A 17,625-nucleotide genomic window follows, 5' to 3' on the forward strand; every position below is an offset into this window, starting at 1 on the left:
CGCCTGAACTCATGGGCGTTGCTGTCGGACTGCCGGACCGTTGTGTCGATCTGGCGTCAGGCGGTACCGGCAAGCGAGAGAAAGATCCCCGCCAGGGTGGCCGACATCAGATTGGAGAGCGTGCCGGCGAGTACGGCCTTGAGACCGTAACGAGCGATCTCCGGGCGACGGCTGGGAGCCAGCGTGCCGAGACCACCCAACAGAATCGCGATCGAGGAGAGGTTGGCGAACCCGCACAGTGCGAATGACAGGATCGCGGCAGTGTGGGCCGTCATCGCCTGTCCGGTCGACGCCACGATCGTATCGCCGCTGATGTACGGAGCCAGATTGATGTACGCCACGAACTCGTTGACCACCAGCTTTTGACCGATGAACGAGCCGGCCAGGGTGGCTTCATGCCAGGGGATGCCGAGCACGAACGCCAGCGGCGAGAACAGCCAGCCGAGAATCATCGACAGACTCAACGAGTCCATGCCGAACCAGCCGCCGACACCACCCAGAATGCCGTCGATCATCGCGATCAGACCGATGAACGCCAGCAGCATGGCACCCACGTTGGCGGCCAGCATCAGACCCGACGAGGCGCCGGACGCGGCGGCGTCGAGCACGTTGGCCGGCTTGTCCTCGGCTTTCAATACGTTCTTGGCCTGACGCGTGTCGTCATCGGGGTTTTCCGTCTCCGGCATCAGAATCTTGGCGAACAGCAGGCCGCCGGGCGCCGCCATGAACGAGGCGGCGATCAGGTATTCCATGGGAATGCCGAGCTCGGCGTAACCGGCGAGAACGGAACCGGCAACCGAGGCAAGTCCGCCACACATGACCGCGAACAGCTCGGACCGGGTCATGCTGGCCAGGAACGGGCGGACCACCAGCGGGGCCTCGGTCTGGCCGACGAAGATATTGGCGGTGGCGGACAGCGACTCGGTGCGCGAGGTGCCCAGCACTTTCTGCAATGCACCACCCAGAATTCGCACGACCCATTGCATGATGCCCAGGTAATAGAGCACGGCCGTCAGCGAAGAGAAGAAGATGATGATCGGCAGCACCTTGATCGCGAACACGAAGCCGACGTTGGTCGGATCGGCGAGGTTGCCGAACAGAAAGCCGATACCGTCGTTGGCATAGCTGATGACCTGGCTGACGGCACTGGAAACGGATCCCAGCACGGTTTGACCGACAGGCACATACAGCACGAAAGCCCCGATGCCGGCCTGAATGGCAAAGGCGCCGATGACGGTGCGCAGGCTGATCGCCTTGCGGTTGCTCGAAAAGATCAGCGCGATCAGCAGTAGCACGATGACGCCGACCAGACCCATGAGGAGTGTCATGTTGTTGTCCTTGGTGTTGGCCTTAGTGGGTAGAAAAGCATTTCGACATTGCACTTTCTTGAGGTGGTTTTAACATTTTTTGGTTTTCCCCGTCACTTGTTGTTTTTATGTTCACAAGCTCATAGAGTAGTTTTGGGCGGAAAATGGGGCCATATGTAGTAATTCATGAGCCAGGCGAGCGATCACGTCGGACTCTCAAACGTTCGACACGGTCTGCTGCAGAGATGAAAAAATAGTCACAAAATCAGGCGCGGTGCGTGATAACGGTGCCACAACAAACTGACGTCATAGCAAACAGATGCCACAACAAACAAAAGTAGGGGGATGGCATGGTAGTAAGACTCGTACGGTCGACGGTCGGAACTGAAAGATCGGCTGGCAAGGGCTCCCGTCACCCGGCCCTGTCGGTATCTCTGGGATTGGGGGCAATGATGCTGGTGGCGTCTCCAGCGTGGGCAGCCGATGACCAGGGCGAGGCACCGGTCATCGAGCAGGAAACGCCCGACCAAGGGCCAACGTCAGAAGGGCAGGTGGCCGACGGTCCCTATCTTTCCGACTGGTATCACCAGAACCTTACCGTCATTGGCAGCAAGAACATTCGCTTCGGACCGCAGCAGGTCGACGACATCTATCTGGAATATGAGTTCTTCGGTCGCAAGGGGCCGTTGGATCTCTACGGCTATATCGATTTTCCGAAGTTCTTCGGTACCGGTAACGCCGCAGATAGCGGCATCTTCGACAAGGGCTCGCCGGTCTTCATGGAGCTGGAGCCCCGCCTGTCGATCGACGACATGACCGGCCAGGATCTGAGCTTCGGGCCGTTCAAGGAGTGGTTCGTCGCCTTCGACTACATCTTCGATTGGGGGCACACTACGGAAAGCCGCCAGAACACGCTTTATGCGGGCCTGGGAACCGATATCGATACAGGTTCGCCGCTGGGGCTGTCGTTCAACTTCTACAAACGTCGCCAGTGGGAAAACTATGGCGCCGCGAACGAGAATTCCTGGGACGGTTATCGCGCACAGTTGAACTATTCCTACCCGCTGGGCAGTTTCGATAACGGTGCCTCCTTGGTCTATGTCGGTTTCACCAATCACGACTTCGGTTCGGACCTGGGCGACAACGATCCGACGCGTACCAATGAGTCGACCGTAGCGACCAACGTGCTGCTGTATCAGTTCACCCATCTGCGGTTCATGGCGGTAGCCCGTTACTTTCATAACGGTGGCCAGTGGAATGACGGTGAAATGGCGCCGTTCCCCAATAGCCATGGCGATAGCTTCGAATTGCGCTCGACCGGTTGGGGTTATTACTTCGGTGTCGGCTGGCAGTTCTGATCCGAAAATCAGTGGGTTCGTGGACGGGGAGCCTCAGGGCTCCTCGTTGCGTTTCAAAACGAGATCGAGGATAAGATCGGGTGCGAGATCGAGAGTAAGATCGGTTTTCGGTGATGACGTCGCGTGATTCGGTGGTGACCACCGAATGCCGGCGTAATTCATGAGGCGGCGGCGTAACACTGTGACCAGACAACAGCAGGAGACAGCCATGAATGGCCGCAGCGCCGTACGGCTCGAAAGGCTTCGTGAAGCGATCAAGCGAAACGGTACCCTGCCATTGGCTGAGGCGGCGACGCTGTGCGGCGTCTCCGAGATGACGGTGAGGCGAGACATTGCCGCCAGCAACGGTGCCATCGTCTCCTTCGGCGGCCACCTGATAATGGCCGACAACCCCCAGTTTGGCGCCGCCTACAATCTCGATGCGCAGAAAGACCGCTACGCCAAGGCCAAGCAGCGTCTTTGCGAGGCGGTTTCATCGATGATCGAAGAGGGCGATACGGTGTTCGTCGACTGCGGTACCACGCTGATGCCGTTGTGTACGTTGCTGCCGCGCGAAATGAACGTGACGATCGTCACCTATGCGCTCAACGTGGCCAATGCGTTCAGCCAGCGCGAGATGCCCAATATGCGGCTCGTGGTGCTGGGCGGGCTCTATTACGCCGCTTCGGAATCCTTCGGCGGGCAGGACGTTACCACGGCGATCCGCCGGCTCGGCATCAACAAGGCGCTGATTTCCGCCGCAGGCGTTCATGCCGACAAGGGGGCTAGCTGCTTCCATTTCCATGAGGTGGCACCCAAGCAGGCCGCCATCGAACATGCGGAGCGGCGTATCCTCGTCGCCGACGAGAGCAAGCTCGGCGTGATGAGAGCGGCATTTTTCGCCGATCTTTCCGACTTCGACACATTAGTCACCAGCGGCGATCCGGGCCGAGAGTGGCGAGCGAGAATGAAGGACAGCGACGCCTCGAAGGTCGAAGTGGTTTGAATTATCCTTGTTTCGATAGGTTTTCAGAGCGGCAAAATCCTGCTTTATGTAGGAAGTATTCATCTTGTCACGCAGGTAGGATGGCTGGACTTCCTACTTTCCGAACAGGTGACTGGATCGATGTCTTTCTCATCATCGTCTCTTCAGAGTCAATTCGCATCGCTCAAAGCGCCCGCTGACGGCGCTTACTATCCCGCCGCGATCGTTGGTTTCGATTCCAATGATACGGGCCGTTACGCCTTGCGCTCTCCCGCCACTGGCGAAGTCATCGCCGAGGTAGCCGATTGTGGTGTCGAACAGGCCAAGCTCGCCGCCGACAACGCCCAGCGTGGCTTCGAGACATGGCGCAAGACCACCGCGTTCGAGCGGGCGGCGCTGCTCAAGGCATGGCACCAGGCGATGCTGGATGCCAAGGAAGTCCTTGCCGTCACCATGGCGCGGGAAATGGGCAAGCCGATCCGCGAGGCGCGAGGCGAAGTCGACTATGCCGCCAGCTTTCTGGAGTGGTATGCCGAACAGGCCAAGCGCATCGACGGCGATATTCTCCCCAGCCAGCATCCGGACAAGCGACTTGCCGTGCTGCGTCAGCCGGTTGGTCCGGTGCTCGCGATCACGCCGTGGAACTTTCCGGCGGCGATGATCACCCGCAAGGTGGCGCCGGGGCTGGCGGCCGGCTGTTCGGTGATCGTCAAGCCGGCGGAACAGACCCCGGTCACGGCAATCCTGCTGGCCCAGCTCTGGCAGCAGGCCGGCGGGCCGGCGGAGGTGTTTCAGGTCATCACGGCCGAGCGCCCGGCGGCAATCAGCGATCTGCTGATGGAAGATCGGCGGATTCGCAAGGTGACCTTCACCGGCAGCACGCCGGTCGGCAAGCATCTCTACGCCAAGTCGGCCGCAACCATGAAGCGAATGTCGCTGGAGCTGGGCGGCCACGCGCCGTTTCTGGTCTTCGACGATGCCGACATCGATGCCGCCGTGACCGAAGTGATGGCGAGCAAGTTCCGCAACGGTGGCCAGACCTGTGTCTGCGCCAACCGCATCTATGTGCAGCGTGGCATTCTCGAGACGTTCTCCGCACGCCTGACCGCGGCGGTCGACGAGCTGCGTATCGGCCAGCCGGAAGACGAGTCGACCCAGATCGGGCCCTTGGTCAGCCAGGCCGGACGCGACAAGGCGCAGTCCCACATCGACGATGCGCTGGCCAAGGGCGCCCGGCGCCTGACGGCCGCGCGTGATGTCGAGGGGTTCTTCGTGGCGCCGACGGTGTTGGCGGATGTGACCAACGACATGCAGATCATGCAGGAAGAGACTTTCGGCCCCGTGGCACCGCTGATCGCCTTCGACAGTGAAGAAGAGGCGATCATGGCTGCCAATGCCACGCCGTTCGGACTCGCCGCATATCTGTGGACGCGAAATCTGGGGCGGGCGGCGCGAGTCTCCGAGGCGTTGGATTACGGTATCGTCGGGGTCAACGACGGTGCGCCGTCCGTGCCGCAGGCGCCGTTCGGTGGGGTCAAGGATAGCGGTCTCGGTCGCGAGGGCGGTCGCTACGGCATCGACGAATATCTCGACACCAAGTTCGTCTCGACGCGACTGGACGGCTGATAACGATGCGGGATGACGCAACATTCGCTGCACGGCTGCCGGTGGAGCTCGACCTCGCGACGGCGCTACGCGAGACCAACCTTCGCCATGCCCGCGTGGTGGCCGGTGAGCGCTCGCTGGGCCGACCGCTGCGCTGGGTGCACATGGTCGATCATCCCGACATCATTGCCTGGGTTCGTGAAGGCCAGTTGTTGCTGACCACCGGTTATCACTGGCCCGACGAGCCGGCCGCCGAGCGGGCGCTGATCGAGGCGCTGGTCGATAAAGGATTGGCCGGCGTCGCGTTGGCCGTGCCGCGATTTCTCACCGCATTCCCGGAGACCAGTCGGCGTGTAGCGGAATCGCTCGACTTCCCGCTGCTGGAAATCCCCTGGGATGTGCCGTTCAGCCAGATCACCGAGGAGGTTCACGCCTGGTTGATCGCCCGCCAGGGGCAACAGATCGCGCGGGCGGAGCGCATTCACCGCGATCTCACGCGGTCGGCGTTGACGGCGCGCAGCCTGGGCGATATCGCCACGGCCCTGAGCCTGCTGCTCGAGCGCGACGTGCTCTTCACCGGGCTTGACGGCGAATGGCTGGGTGGCAGTGCCGACCACGAGGTAATGCGTCTACCCACGACGACCATGCTGAGCGAGGCCCAGTTTCTGACTGCAGCTACGGCCCGTTCGCTGAGTGGCCCGGGCGACATGACTGACGGGCGAATGCTGGCCTGTCCGGTCCGAATTCAGGAGGCGCCGGTCGCCACGCTGTGGATCGACGAGACCGCCTCTCCGATCAGCGAACTCGAGCAGCGCGCTGCCGAGCAGGCCGCGCTGATCTCGGCGCTGCATCTGTCCCATCAGCGAGCACTGCAATCGCAGGAGATCCGGCTCGGCTACGCCTTCGTCGACTCGCTGCTCGAGGGGCGCTTCGTGGCCACGCCGGCGGCGCTGGAACGGGCGTCGCTGCAAGGGTGGGATCCTCACGCCGCCTATTACGTCTGCGCCATTCTACTCAACGAGCCGGTGCCGTTGAGCCGGGAAGGGCTGCAGAGGCGGGAGCGATGGGAGCGCCGCCTGGGCGATCGTCTCGAAGCGCTCGGCTTGCCACGATTGGTCTCGGTCTCGCTCAACCAGCTGCTTTTCCTGGTTCGCGCCGACATTTCGACCCAATCGCTGTGGCGCGAGTTGAGCGATGGCGAAGCCGCCCTGGCGGTTAGTCGTGAGGTGAAAGGGGCGCCTGCCATCGTTCAGGGGGCGGACGATGTGGCCCGCCTGCTGCCCTCGCTCAAGGCCGGCGAACGGCGGGATTTCGAAACCTTGTTGTTCACCCGAGTGCTGGAAGGCGATGACGAGGCGCGAAGGCTGTTTCTGGGGCGCATTTCCAACGCACTGGGTGAAGGCGCAAGACGCCATAACCCCTTCGAGACGCTATCGGCGCTGGCCGAGAGCGGGTTCCAGCTCGCGCAGACAGCGCGAGCGCTCGAGATCCATATCAGCACCCTGCGTTATCGCATCGAACGGTTGGAGACAGCGCTGGGCATGAATCTGAACGACGCCGACACCCGGTTGCAGTTGCAAGTGGCGATGCGGCTGCTCAACGCCGATTCCGATTGAGGGCCGAACCCGGCCTCGGTCAATCACCGCCTGATCATTTCGATACGCTTTCGTGAAAACACATTGACCCCGACCAGAGAGCCCCTCATGCAACTGACGGATTTCACTACCCTGACCTTCGATGTCTACGGCACCCTGATCGACTGGGAGAGCGGCATGGTCGCCGGGCTGCAGCCACTGCTACAACGTACCGATTGGAGCCTGAATCGGGATCAGATTCTCGAGGCGCACGCGCGGCATGAATCCACGCAACAGCGCTACACGCCGCATTTGCAGTATCGGCTGCTGCTGGCGGTGGTCTACAAGCGTCTGGCGGAGGAGTGGGGCGTGACGGTGAGCCACGATGAATGCCTGGCTTACGGCTATTTCGTCAAACAGTGGCCGGCTTTCGCCGATACGGCCCAGGCGCTGGCCTATCTCAAGCAGCACTACAAGCTGGTCGTGCTCTCCAACGTGGATAACGAGAGTTTTGCCTACAGCCAGCGCAAGCTCGGCGTCGAGTTCGATGCGGTCTATACCGCCGAAGACATCGGTTCCTACAAGCCGGCCCAGCGCAACTTCGACTACATGCTGGAGAAGCTCGGCGAGCGTGGTATCGACAAGGTGCAGATCCTGCATACCGCCGAGAGCATGTTCCACGATCATCAGCCGGCCAACCGCAATGGCCTAGCCAACTGCTGGATCTATCGCCGCCACGACAAGGAAGGGTTCGGCGCGACGATGAATCCGGGTGACATGCCCACCGTTGATTTCCGTTTCAACAGCATGGCGGAGCTGGCTGAGGCGCATCGGCAGTTGGTTTGATGGTGTTTAACGAGGCCCTGCCCAAATCTGCGCTTCACTAATCCCCAGTGCCGCGAACTCCTCCTGTCGTAGCGGCGCTTCATCGAGCATGAAGAATTCGTCGAGCTGAGGCGGGGCGACGTCGGTCTCCGAGAGCATGGCGTGAACCTGCCCACGATGATGGGTCTGGTGCACGAACAGGTGAGCCAGCACGCGATGCGCCGGTTCGAGCTGCTGCCGGTCGGCACGCTCGAGCATCACGTCGGCATCAAGCGAAGACGCGCCGAGGTCTTCGCCGAAGTTCTCGCAGATGGCAATCAGGCGCCTGTCCAGCGCTTCCTGAGCCGGCCACAAAGTGGCGATCGCTGCGTGAGGCAGCTCGTCGTCGAAAGCTTGCTGACCCAGCGTGCCACCTTCGAGCGCGTCGATATAGTAGGCGTCGACGATCAGGATATGGTTGAGCGTGGCGTGAATCGACGGAAAGAAGCTGCTGCGTTTGGCATGGAAGGCCTGCTCGGATAAGCGGGCGCATGCGGTCAACAGCCGATAATTCGACCACAGGTTGCAGTAGGCTTGTTGGCGAAAATGCTCGATCATGATCGGTTCATCCGGAAGGGGCGCGCGGGGCACGTGGCGTGCCTATCGTCTCTCCAGCATCGCAGGGATCGTCATGGAAATGCTACACGGCTTGATTGTCATTACCTTCGTGCATCTACTGGCGGCAGCCTCGCCGGGCCCCGACTTCGTGCTGGTGACCCAGCAGACGCTCAATCACGGTAAGCGCATCGGCTTGCTGTGCAGCCTCGGCATCGCGCTGGGGCTGTCGATTCATATCGTCTATTCGGCCTTCGGGCTGGCCGCGGTGATCGCCAACTCCGCGGAGGCGTTGTGGGCGATCAAGCTGATCGGCGGTGCGTATCTGCTCTATCTAGGGATCTCGGGATTGCGTTCGCGGCCAGTGGCAGCCAATGCGCCCGCACGAGCGGAAGACATTGTGCCGCCGCGCTCGGCGCTGCGCACGATCGGCACAGGCTTCCTCTGCAATGCGCTCAATCCCAAGGCACCGATCTATTTCGTTTCGCTGTTCACCATCGTGTTGTCGCCCGATATGCCGCTGTATCAGGTCGCGATCTATGGCGTATGGATCATGTTGATTCAACTGGGCTGGTTCTCGGCGGTGGCACTGCTGCTCTCCACGCCGCCGATTCACCGCGCTTTCAAGCGCTTCAGCCACTGGATCGATCGGGTGCTGGGCGTGGCGATGATTGCCTTGGGCATCAAGGTGCTGACGACGCGGATGTAAGCCTTGTGGCTTTCCTCCCCGAACCATTTTCGGCATCCTGAGACGCATCCACTCAACTGGCGAGGAGCGCTCGTGAAGACTTGGCTGCGTGAATTACCCAAGGTCGAACTGCACTTACATATCGAGGGTTCGCTGGAGCCGGAGCTGATGTTCTCGCTGGCGGCGCGCAACAACGTGTCGTTGCCCTACGCAACGGTGGATGAGGTGCGTGCCGCCTATGATTTCAGCGACCTGCAGTCGTTCCTGAATCTCTATTATCAAGGGATGCGGGTGTTACGCACCGAGCAGGATTTTTATGACCTGGCGATGGATTATCTGGAGCGGGCGCAGAAAGAGGGCGTGGTGCATGTCGAGCTGTCGTTCGACCCTCAGGCGCATCTGAGTCGCGGTGTCGAGCTGGCAATCCCGTTCGAAGGGTTGCGTCATGCCATGCGCGATGCGGAGCGCCGGTGGGGGATGACGACGGCACTGATCATGAGCTTCCTGCGCGATCGTGATGCGAATGAAGCGATGGAGGTGCTGGAGAAAGCGGCACCCTATTACGAGGTGATCGACGCCGTCGGTCTCGATAGCGCCGAGATGGGCAATCCGCCTATCAAGTTTGCAGCCGTGTTCGAACGGGCCAAGGCCCTGGGCATTCCACGCGTGGCGCATGCGGGAGAAGAGGGCCCTGCGGCTTATATCACCGAAGCGCTGGATGTGCTCGATATCTGCCGGATCGACCATGGTGTCGCCTGCCTGCAGGACGCCGATCTTTTGGAAAGGTTACGGGAATCGCAGATTCCGTTGACGGTCTGCCCGCTTTCCAACGTTCGCTTGAAGGTCGTTCAGACGATGACCGATCACCCGTTGCCGGCCATGCTCGAGCAGGGCGTGAAAGTCACGCTCAATTCCGACGATCCGGCCTATTTCGGCGGCGGCGTGCTGGAGAACTACATTGCGTGTTTCGAAGCGTTCGATTGGGATCGGGACCTTTTCAAACAGTTGGCGGGCAACGCGATCGACGTCGCGTTCATGCCGGAAGAGCGCCGCAGCGAGCTATTGCAGCATCTGTCGGCCTGCTGAGACCCTCGTTGAACTGCCGAACGATAGCGATTCTCGAACGACGATTGCCCGGCCAGCGCGCCGGGCAATCGTCGTTCAGGGCGGCAACTATTTGTCCAGAGCTGTGACTAGACGGTGGCACCTTGGGGTGAGTCGGCCATTGCGGTCAGAAACGGTACCAGTCGGGCGAGCGCTTCCTTGGCAAGTGCGGGATCGATGGCGAAACAGATTCGAAGATAGTCTTCCCCCTCCGGGCCGAAGGCGCTCCCCGGCGCCACGCCGACCTTGGCTTCCCGCAGGATCCGCTTGGCGGTATCCAGGCTCGATCCGTTCAGTCCATGCACCTTGAAAAAGAGATAGAAGGTGCCTTGTGGAGAGAATACGGTCACGTTGTCCAGCGCGGCCAGACCTGCGACCAGGACGTCCCGCGATGCCTGGCAGCGTTCCACCTGATGGCGGATGAATTCGTCGCCATTCTCTAGCGCCGCGATACAAGCCCGCTGGACGAAGGGTGCCACGCCGGTGGTATTGTACTGGCATAATCTGGCGAACAGCTGATCCATGCCTTGCGGGAACGTGATCCAACCGGCGCGCCATCCGGTCATGCACCAGTTCTTGGAAAACGTGTTGGTCACCAGCAGTTTGTCGCCCGGCTCGCAGATCTGCAGAAAGGATTCCGCCGGACCGTCTCCACTCAGGTGCTGCCGGCCGTCATGCCCCGCATCGTTATAAACGAAGTGGTTGTAGACCTCGTCGGCCACGATCCAGAGCCCTTTTTCCCGGCAGAAGTCTCTCAATCGCCGCATGTCTTGGAGCGGCATGCGCCAGCCCGTGGGGTTGGACGGTGAGTTGATGAAAACGGCGCGGGTGCGATCGGTCACTTTTGCGAACAGCTTGTCCAGATCGAGCTCGATATTGCCATCCGGATGGAAATCGAAAGGCGTCGATACGTTGATCCCGCCGACGATCTCGATCATCTGTCGGGCGTTGGGCCATGCCGGTGTCGGCATGATCACTTCGCTGCCTTCGTCGAGAATCGCCTGAAGCGCCATGGTCACGGCGTTCATGCCGCCGATCGAAAGACAGAACCGCTCGGCGGCAACATCGACCTGCCAATGGCGGCGGTGATAGTCGGAGAGCGCCTGGCGCAGTTCGGGCAGGCCCTGAGAATAGCTGTAGCGAGTATCGTCCTGTCCCAGTGCATCCACTGCCGCCTGCTTTATATAGGCAGGCGTCGCCAGATCACCCTCACCAATCCATAGCCGAACGACCGAGGCGTCATGCCGGGCAAGATCCGCGACGGCGACGATTTGGTTGTCAGGCATTTCCTGAACTCGGGAGGAGCAGTAAGGGCGAAGGCTGTGGGGAATGACATCGGACATGAAAGGGCTCGCTGGATCGAGAGAAGGGACGAGGGTTTTCCGAATCATATAACGCACGCTAGTTGGCATGCTAATCGTTCCTTTGAGACACTGAAATCCCTTCAGATCTCGAGCGCTTCAGCGATCTGCCAGGTCGACTGCCTCAGGAGCGAGTGCGGATTGAACAAGATGATACGGAGATTCAAAGACATGTTTTCATCGACTCCCATCGAACGTTCTGCCGAGGCGCAGGCCGATATCGATAGTGCCTGCCGGCATCTGGCGCTTTATCACTTCATGAACTGCCCCTTCTGTCAGCGTGTCCGCAGCCAGATTCAAAGGCTGGCACTGCCTATCGAACTACGTGATACCCAGCGTGATCCCAGACATCGTCAGGATCTGATGGAAGGCGGCGGGAGGACGATGGTGCCGTGCCTGCGCATCGAGAAAGCGGATGGCTCGGTGGAGTGGATGTATGAATCGGCCGACATCAATCGTTATCTCGAGCGGCGCTTCGGCTGATCCGAGGGTAACGGATTCGGCACCGGCCCCATGTGGAAGCGATCGAATCGATTGTCGGTGACGTCGGCAGGGCGGATTTCGTAGAATGCCCGCTCCCCCATTGATCAAGACTCAGGAGTGAAGTCATGGCACAGGCCAGCGCCCGCCACATTCTCGTCGACAGCGAGCAGAAATGTCTCGAACTCAAGCAGCAGATCGAAGCCGGTAGTGATTTCGCCGAAGTGGCACGTCAGCATTCCAGCTGCCCCTCAGGGCGTCAGGGCGGTGAGCTGGGAACTTTCGGCCGTGGCCAGATGGTCAAGGAGTTCGATGAGGTCGTCTTCAATGGCGCCGTCAACGAAGTACACGGCCCGGTCAAGACCCAGTTCGGCTACCATCTGCTGGAAGTGACCTCGCGCACTTGATAGCCTGTCGAGCCGCTCGCCTCCGGGCGGCTCTCGTTGACCCACCGTGTTACCTCTGCTTGCCTCGACGGTTATCGCTTCGGTCATAATCTCTTCGACCGATGGCCCCTCGATCATCTCCCGTCGTTCGTCTTTCGATAGACGGCTCGCTGCCCAAGAACAAATCGTTACCAATCTCCCATTTCGGCTTTCCTGCGACCAACTACTCTGAATGAACGTTCGTCGTTGTCGGTGTGATCAGCATGAGAGAAGACGACGGGCGGATAAGGATATCCACGGAAAGCGAGGTAGTACCCATGACTACGCATTCAAAGTCAGACAAGACGGAAGGCAAGGTCGACAAGGCCGCCGGTAAGGTCAAGGAAGCCGCCGGCAAGATGACCAAAGACCACGAACTCGAAGGTAAAGGTAGAGCCCAACAGGCCAAGGGGGATGCCAAGACCGCCAAGGGCAACCTGAAGGACGCCACCAAACCACGCCACTAGTTCTTGCTGAATATCAGTACATCGAGTCTTTAGGCCCATTGTTGCCAGCAAAGACTCTTCATGCAGCGGCCCCGGTCTTGATCGGGGCCGCTGTCGTCTGGAAGAGCGTTAGCTGTCAGGCTTTGCTCGGACGGTTATAAGTCTCCAGGTCGAGCTCTTTCTCGCTCTTGGCAACGAGTGTCGTCACCATCAGGTCTCCAGCGACATTGACGCTGGTGCGCGCCATATCGAGGATTCTGTCCACGCCGGCGACGACGCCGATCGCCTCCAGCGGCAGACCGATCTGCGCCAGCACGATCGACAGCATGATCAGGCCAGCGCCGGGCACGCCCGCCGTGCCGATCGAAGCCAGCGTGCCGGTCAGCACGATCATGCCGTAATCCATCATCGACAGGTCGGCCCCGACCAGCTGAGCGACGAACAGCGCCGCGACACCTTGATAGATCGCCGTTCCATCCATGTTGATGGTCGCGCCTACCGGCAACACGAAACTCGAAACACCTTCGGACACACCGAGATTCTTCTGTGCGCAGCGGATGGAAACCGGCAGGGTGCCGGAAGACGATGCCGAAGAGAACGAGACCACCAGGGCGTCGATGATGCCCTGCAGATAGCGGACGGGATTGAGGCGACCGACCAGCGTCAGCAAACCGGTGTAGACCACGAGTACGTGAACCAGACAGGCGAGATAGACCACGCCGATGACCTTGGCCAGAGGCAGCAGCACGTCCAGCCCGTACTGGCCCGAGACGTTGGCCATCAGGCCGAATACGCCGAACGGCGCGAATGCCATGACGATAGCGGTGAGCTTGTACATCGCTTCGGCGAAGCTTTCGAATACGCGAACCACCGGCTCACCTTTCTCGCCGATCAGCATTAAGGAAATGCCCAGCCCGATGGCGAAGACGATGATCTGCAGGATATTGCCCTCGATCATCGCTTGAAGCGGATTCGACGGCACCAGCCCGACGACGATATCGACCAGTGACGGCGCTTCATTGGTTTGTTGCGCGGCACTCATCGAGGCATCCGCGCCGACGCCCGGTTGGAAAATGGTTGCCGCGACCAGGCCGATGACGATCGCGAAGGCGGTCGTCACCAGGTAGAGCCCGATTGTGCGAGCGCCGACACGGCCCATTTTTTGCGGATCGCGCATGCCGGTGATACCGACCACCAGCGTCGAGAACACCAACGGGACGATCAGCATCTTGATGCCGTTGATGAAGATATCGCCGAGCGGCTTGAACACGCTGGCCTGCTCGCCCATGAGTGCGCCTGCCAGGATCCCTAATGCCAGGCCCGCGATTATCTTTTGCCACAGGGGAATGCGTCGCCACAGATTTGGCCGGGAGGTTGTTGCAGTCATGCGCGGGGTCCTTGTGCAGGCGAAATTGCCGGGGGCAAAAGCGCGCATTTTACGCATCCCCGGGCCTTTTGCGATCCGCCCATTCGAAAACGGGATGCCATATAACCTGATTGCGACCAAAGTCTTGGCGCGTCGATCCGGTACTGAAGCCTGCGTCGACGCTCGGAAGACGCAGGCCCGCTTGCACAGGCGGTATCAGATTTCCCGGTAGAGCTCACCGCCTTCTCGCTTGAAGCGCTCCGCCTGCTCCTGCAGACCGGCCTCCCGCTGGTCTCCGGCGAGAGTGGTGGCGTCGCCGAAGCGCTCGCGGACTTCCTGCGTGATCTTCATCGAACAGAACTTGGGTCCGCACATCGAGCAGAAGTGCGCCACCTTGGCCGACTCCTTGGGGAGCGTCTCGTCGTGATAAGCGCGGGCGGTATCGGGATCGAGACCGAGATTGAACTGATCCTCCCAGCGAAACTCGAAACGCGCCTTGGACAGCGCATTGTCGCGGCGCTGGGCGCCGGGATGACCCTTGGCGAGGTCGGCGGCATGGGCGGCAATCTTGTAGGTGATGATGCCGGTCTTGACGTCATCCTTGTTGGGCAAACCCAGATGCTCCTTGGGCGTGACGTAGCAGAGCATGGCACAGCCGTACCAGCCGATCTGCGCCGCACCGATGCCGGAGGTAATGTGATCGTAGCCGGGCGCGATATCGGTGGTCAGCGGGCCGAGCGTATAGAACGGCGCTTCGTCGCAGCAGGCGAGCTGCTTCTCCATATTCTCCTTGATCAGTTGCATCGGCACGTGGCCGGGACCTTCGATCATCACCTGAACGTCGTGCTGCCAGGCGATTTTCGTCAACTCGCCCAGGGTCTCCAGCTCGGCGAACTGCGCTTCGTCATTGGCATCGGCGATGGAACCTGGTCGCAGACCATCTCCCAGCGAGAAAGAGACGTCGTAGGCCTTCATGATCTCGCAGATGTCTTCGAAGTGGGTATAGAGGAAGCTTTCCTGATGGTGGGCCAGGCACCACTTGGCCATGATCGCCCCCCCGCGGGAGACGATGCCGGTCACGCGCCTAGCGGTCATCGGGACGTGATGCAGGCGCACGCCAGCATGAATGGTGAAGTAGTCCACACCCTGTTCCGCCTGTTCGATCAGCGTATCGCGAAAGATCTCCCAGTTGAGGTCCTCGGCCACGCCGTTGACCTTTTCCAGCGCCTGATAGATCGGCACCGTACCGATGGGCACCGGCGAGTTGCGGATGATCCATTCGCGGGTTTCGTGGATGTTCTGACCGGTGGAGAGGTCCATGATCGTGTCCGCCCCCCAGCGGATGCCCCAGGTCATCTTGTCGACCTCTTCCTCGATCGAGGAGGAAACCGCCGAGTTGCCCAGATTGCCGTTGATCTTCACCAGAAAGTTACGTCCGATGATCATGGGCTCGCTTTCGGGGTGATTGATGTTGGCGGGAATGATCGCACGGCCGCGAGCGACTTCGTCACGCACGAACTCCGGTGTGATTTCTTCGGGCAAATTGGCGCCGAAGGATTCACCGGGGTGCTGATGCTCGAGCATGGGATCTTCCGATGCGATATGCGCTTCGTTCCGGCGCTGATTCTCGCGAATCGCGATGAATTCCATCTCCGGGGTGACGATGCCCTGCCTGGCGTAGTGGAGCTGGGTAACATTGGCGCTGGCTCGTGCACGACGCGGCGTGCGCTCGAGCTGGAAGCGCAAAGTAGCAAGTCGCAGGTCCTCGGCGCGAACCTTGCCGTAGTGCGACGTCGGGCCATCGAGCCGCTCGGTATCGCCGCGCTCATCGATCCAGTCGCGACGCAGTTCGGGTAGACCGCGACGGATGTCGATGTCGGCCGCGGGGTCGGTGTAGGGGCCGGAGGTGTCGTAGACGGCCAATGGCGCGTTGGGCTCGAGACCGTGCTTCGTCTGGGTCGGCGAGAGGGCGATCTCACGCATGGATACGCGGATGTCTTGCCGTGAGCCGGTGATGTAGATCTTCTGCGAGGCGGGCAGCGGGGCAATGGCGGCGCTGTCGACGCGGGCTGTTTCGGAAAGGAATCGGGGTGATTTCATGTTCGGTCGTGCTCCGTGGCATGACTTGCCCGGCGTATTTGCCAAGGCTATCGGGTCAGGCCGGCGCACAGCGCGGGAGGGGGAGAACGAATCGACGGAACGCTACCCGGGATGTGAGATTCTCCGCTTGATCCCTACGCCGGTACTAGCCGGATCAGGTTCGTCGGGATCCGTCGTGGCGCTGTGAATTGGCTTCAGCGCAGGACGATCTCAGCCGGTTCCACCGGCACCCCGTCAAGCTGGCGATATCGTTCATCGCCGTGAGCAGTCTGTGGCGAAGATCGGGTCGGGTCAAGCCGTTTGCGACGGCAAGCCCGGCCGTGGCGGTCATGGTGGGCTTGATGAATCGACAGCCCGCTCGACCAGATCGATGAACGATCGGGCCTGCGGGGTCAGATGCTGACGGGCGTGGGTCAGCCACACTTCGGAGATGGCATCAGCTTCACTGATGGGACGGTAGCGGACATTGTCGATCTGGATATGGCGAAAGGAGGCGGGAAGAATCGATACGCCCATTCCTCCGGCAACGAGACTGATAATGGTATTGGGGCCACCGACTTCCTGAACCAGGCGAGGGCTGAGCCCGCGCCTGGCGAACAGGGCGTTGAACTGATCGAGCAGGCCGGTTCCGGCGGCAGGCGAAAAATAGACGAACGGATGCGTCGCCAATTCGTCAAGTGTCAGCGGTAAAGCGCTGCCACCCAGCGGCCCCTGTTCGTTGACCACGGCCATCAGCGGTTCGCGAATCAAGGTGAAGGCGTCGAGGCCGTCCGGCAGGGTGGCGGGCCGCATGATGCCGATATCCAGATCGCCCTGTAGCAGCGGTTCGATCTGGCGCTGGCTATTGAGTTCATGCATGCGCAACTCGACGTCGGGATAACGCTGGCGATAACGCATCAGCGTACGCGGCAGGGTCGAGGTCAACGGCACAGAAGTGGTGAAGCCGATACGCAACTGGCCCGCCTCGCCTCGACCGAGTCGGGAAACCAGCCGCGTGGCGCGTTCGGTGCGTGCCAGGATGTCGCGGGCCTCGTCGAGAAACACGTGCCCGGCTTCGGTCAGCTCGACGCGTCGATTGGTCCGAGTCAGCAGACGCGTGCCCAGCTCGCGCTCCAGCGCCTGGATCTGCTGACTGAGCGGCGGCTGGGAGATACCCAGTCGCTGCGCTGCGCGGCTGAAATGCAGTTCTTCTGCCACGGCGATGAAGTAGCGCAGATAGCGCATTTCCATTGAGTCGTGAAACCTCTCAAAAGCGTCGAATAATATATTAGAAAGCATAGTGGCGGCAGCGTAACCTACCAAGGTCTAGTCGAAGCTTGTCCTGCTGGCTCGCCAATCAACTTGAGCCGGATACGTCATTGGAGAAAAAGTTTGTCCGGCCACTCATCCACCTCTGATATCCAGAACGCGACCGAGTCAACGAATCGT

At 60.7% G+C, this 17,625-nt stretch carries 16 protein-coding genes and 1 riboswitch; of the genes, 10 read left to right on the forward strand and 6 right to left on the reverse strand.

Annotated elements, in window-relative coordinates; genetic code table 11:
* Positions 1–56 precede the first annotated feature (56 nt).
* Positions 57–1,328: a NupC/NupG family nucleoside CNT transporter gene (locus DOM27_RS07555; RefSeq protein ID WP_110655434.1), complete on the reverse strand. Its 1,272-nt coding sequence runs from the start codon at positions 1,326–1,328 to the stop codon at positions 57–59.
* A 428-nt stretch (positions 1,329–1,756) separates the two neighbouring features.
* Here DOM27_RS07555 and DOM27_RS07560 point away from each other — a divergent pair, with 428 nt between their 5' ends.
* The 5 genes from DOM27_RS07560 (at position 1,757) to DOM27_RS07580 (ending at position 7,654) form a co-directional block, all read left to right on the forward strand.
* Entirely contained in the window at positions 1,757–2,665 is a 909-nt protein-coding gene (locus DOM27_RS07560; RefSeq protein WP_110655435.1) for a nucleoside-specific channel-forming protein Tsx, read from the forward strand.
* 208 nt (positions 2,666–2,873) lie between these two features.
* The gene (locus DOM27_RS07565) at positions 2,874–3,650 is read left to right on the forward strand and encodes a DeoR/GlpR family DNA-binding transcription regulator (protein WP_110655436.1); all 777 of its coding nucleotides are present in this window, start codon (positions 2,874–2,876) and stop codon (positions 3,648–3,650) included.
* A 120-nt stretch (positions 3,651–3,770) separates the two neighbouring features.
* Positions 3,771–5,255 (forward strand): NAD-dependent succinate-semialdehyde dehydrogenase, encoded by a 1,485-nt coding sequence (locus tag DOM27_RS07570; protein ID WP_110655437.1) that lies wholly within the window; start codon positions 3,771–3,773, stop codon positions 5,253–5,255.
* A gap of 5 nt (positions 5,256–5,260) precedes the next feature.
* Positions 5,261–6,850 carry a PucR family transcriptional regulator gene (locus tag DOM27_RS07575; RefSeq protein WP_110655438.1) on the forward strand — a complete coding sequence of 530 codons (1,590 nt, stop codon included), beginning with the start codon at positions 5,261–5,263 and terminating at the stop codon, positions 6,848–6,850.
* A gap of 87 nt (positions 6,851–6,937) precedes the next feature.
* Entirely contained in the window at positions 6,938–7,654 is a 717-nt protein-coding gene (locus DOM27_RS07580; protein ID WP_110655439.1) for a haloacid dehalogenase type II, read from the forward strand.
* A gap of 6 nt (positions 7,655–7,660) precedes the next feature.
* Here DOM27_RS07580 and DOM27_RS07585 read toward each other — a convergent pair whose 3' ends face one another.
* A complete protein-coding gene (locus DOM27_RS07585) occupies positions 7,661–8,230 on the reverse strand; it encodes a DinB family protein (protein ID WP_110655440.1) in 570 nt (189 codons plus the stop codon).
* Positions 8,231–8,303: 73 nt separating this feature from the next.
* Here DOM27_RS07585 and DOM27_RS07590 point away from each other — a divergent pair, with 73 nt between their 5' ends.
* Together DOM27_RS07590 and DOM27_RS07595 are read left to right on the forward strand one after the other, a co-directional pair.
* A complete protein-coding gene (locus DOM27_RS07590; protein ID WP_110655441.1) occupies positions 8,304–8,936 on the forward strand; it encodes a LysE family translocator in 633 nt (210 codons plus the stop codon).
* 72 nt (positions 8,937–9,008) lie between these two features.
* Positions 9,009–10,001 carry an adenosine deaminase gene (locus tag DOM27_RS07595; RefSeq protein WP_110655442.1) on the forward strand — a complete coding sequence of 331 codons (993 nt, stop codon included), beginning with the start codon at positions 9,009–9,011 and terminating at the stop codon, positions 9,999–10,001.
* Positions 10,002–10,108: 107 nt separating this feature from the next.
* Here DOM27_RS07595 and DOM27_RS07600 read toward each other — a convergent pair whose 3' ends face one another.
* On the reverse strand, positions 10,109–11,431 hold the full coding sequence (locus DOM27_RS07600) for a pyridoxal phosphate-dependent aminotransferase (RefSeq protein ID WP_342588606.1): 1,323 nt from the start codon (positions 11,429–11,431) through the stop codon (positions 10,109–10,111).
* A gap of 120 nt (positions 11,432–11,551) precedes the next feature.
* Here DOM27_RS07600 and DOM27_RS07605 point away from each other — a divergent pair, with 120 nt between their 5' ends.
* From DOM27_RS07605 to DOM27_RS07615, 3 genes are all read left to right on the forward strand, one after another.
* Positions 11,552–11,863, forward strand: coding sequence for a glutaredoxin family protein (locus tag DOM27_RS07605; protein WP_110655444.1), 312 nt, complete (start codon positions 11,552–11,554; stop codon positions 11,861–11,863).
* A gap of 125 nt (positions 11,864–11,988) precedes the next feature.
* Positions 11,989–12,267 carry a peptidylprolyl isomerase gene (locus tag DOM27_RS07610; protein ID WP_075571275.1) on the forward strand — a complete coding sequence of 93 codons (279 nt, stop codon included), beginning with the start codon at positions 11,989–11,991 and terminating at the stop codon, positions 12,265–12,267.
* A 296-nt stretch (positions 12,268–12,563) separates the two neighbouring features.
* Positions 12,564–12,752, forward strand: coding sequence for a CsbD family protein (locus tag DOM27_RS07615; RefSeq protein ID WP_110655445.1), 189 nt, complete (start codon positions 12,564–12,566; stop codon positions 12,750–12,752).
* Positions 12,753–12,867: 115 nt separating this feature from the next.
* Here DOM27_RS07615 and DOM27_RS07620 read toward each other — a convergent pair whose 3' ends face one another.
* The 3 genes from DOM27_RS07620 to DOM27_RS07635 all read right to left on the reverse strand — a co-directional run bounded on the left by DOM27_RS07620 (position 12,868) and on the right by DOM27_RS07635 (position 17,427).
* The gene (locus DOM27_RS07620) at positions 12,868–14,118 is read right to left on the reverse strand and encodes a dicarboxylate/amino acid:cation symporter (protein ID WP_110655446.1); all 1,251 of its coding nucleotides are present in this window, start codon (positions 14,116–14,118) and stop codon (positions 12,868–12,870) included.
* Positions 14,119–14,313: 195 nt separating this feature from the next.
* Positions 14,314–16,197, reverse strand: coding sequence for a phosphomethylpyrimidine synthase ThiC (thiC, locus tag DOM27_RS07630; protein ID WP_110655448.1), 1,884 nt, complete (start codon positions 16,195–16,197; stop codon positions 14,314–14,316).
* Positions 16,198–16,311: 114 nt separating this feature from the next.
* A riboswitch (TPP riboswitch) is annotated at positions 16,312–16,441 on the reverse strand.
* Positions 16,442–16,524: 83 nt separating this feature from the next.
* The gene (locus tag DOM27_RS07635) at positions 16,525–17,427 is read right to left on the reverse strand and encodes a LysR family transcriptional regulator (RefSeq protein WP_110655449.1); all 903 of its coding nucleotides are present in this window, start codon (positions 17,425–17,427) and stop codon (positions 16,525–16,527) included.
* Positions 17,428–17,625 lie beyond the last annotated feature (198 nt).

It is taken from the genome of Salinicola halimionae (genome assembly GCF_003206065.1).
Lineage (GTDB): Bacteria > Pseudomonadota > Gammaproteobacteria > Pseudomonadales > Halomonadaceae > Salinicola > Salinicola halimionae.

Excerpts from the sequence above, each read along its gene's own strand:
- DOM27_RS07555 (WP_110655434.1), bottom strand. The coding sequence starts at position 1,328 with ATGACACTCCTCATGGGTCTGGTCGGCGTCATCGTGCTACTGCTGATC.
- DOM27_RS07560 (WP_110655435.1), top strand. The coding sequence starts at position 1,757 with ATGATGCTGGTGGCGTCTCCAGCGTGGGCAGCCGATGACCAGGGCGAG.
- DOM27_RS07565 (WP_110655436.1), top strand. The coding sequence starts at position 2,874 with ATGAATGGCCGCAGCGCCGTACGGCTCGAAAGGCTTCGTGAAGCGATC.
- DOM27_RS07570 (WP_110655437.1), top strand. The coding sequence starts at position 3,771 with ATGTCTTTCTCATCATCGTCTCTTCAGAGTCAATTCGCATCGCTCAAA.
- DOM27_RS07575 (WP_110655438.1), top strand. The coding sequence starts at position 5,261 with ATGCGGGATGACGCAACATTCGCTGCACGGCTGCCGGTGGAGCTCGAC.
- DOM27_RS07580 (WP_110655439.1), top strand. The coding sequence starts at position 6,938 with ATGCAACTGACGGATTTCACTACCCTGACCTTCGATGTCTACGGCACC.
- DOM27_RS07585 (WP_110655440.1), bottom strand. The coding sequence starts at position 8,230 with ATGATCGAGCATTTTCGCCAACAAGCCTACTGCAACCTGTGGTCGAAT.
- DOM27_RS07590 (WP_110655441.1), top strand. The coding sequence starts at position 8,304 with ATGGAAATGCTACACGGCTTGATTGTCATTACCTTCGTGCATCTACTG.
- DOM27_RS07600 (WP_342588606.1), bottom strand. The coding sequence starts at position 11,431 with ATGCCAACTAGCGTGCGTTATATGATTCGGAAAACCCTCGTCCCTTCT.
- DOM27_RS07605 (WP_110655444.1), top strand. The coding sequence starts at position 11,552 with ATGTTTTCATCGACTCCCATCGAACGTTCTGCCGAGGCGCAGGCCGAT.
- DOM27_RS07610 (WP_075571275.1), top strand. The coding sequence starts at position 11,989 with ATGGCACAGGCCAGCGCCCGCCACATTCTCGTCGACAGCGAGCAGAAA.
- DOM27_RS07615 (WP_110655445.1), top strand. The coding sequence starts at position 12,564 with ATGACTACGCATTCAAAGTCAGACAAGACGGAAGGCAAGGTCGACAAG.
- DOM27_RS07620 (WP_110655446.1), bottom strand. The coding sequence starts at position 14,118 with ATGACTGCAACAACCTCCCGGCCAAATCTGTGGCGACGCATTCCCCTG.
- thiC (WP_110655448.1), bottom strand. The coding sequence starts at position 16,197 with ATGAAATCACCCCGATTCCTTTCCGAAACAGCCCGCGTCGACAGCGCC.
- DOM27_RS07635 (WP_110655449.1), bottom strand. The coding sequence starts at position 17,427 with ATGGAAATGCGCTATCTGCGCTACTTCATCGCCGTGGCAGAAGAACTG.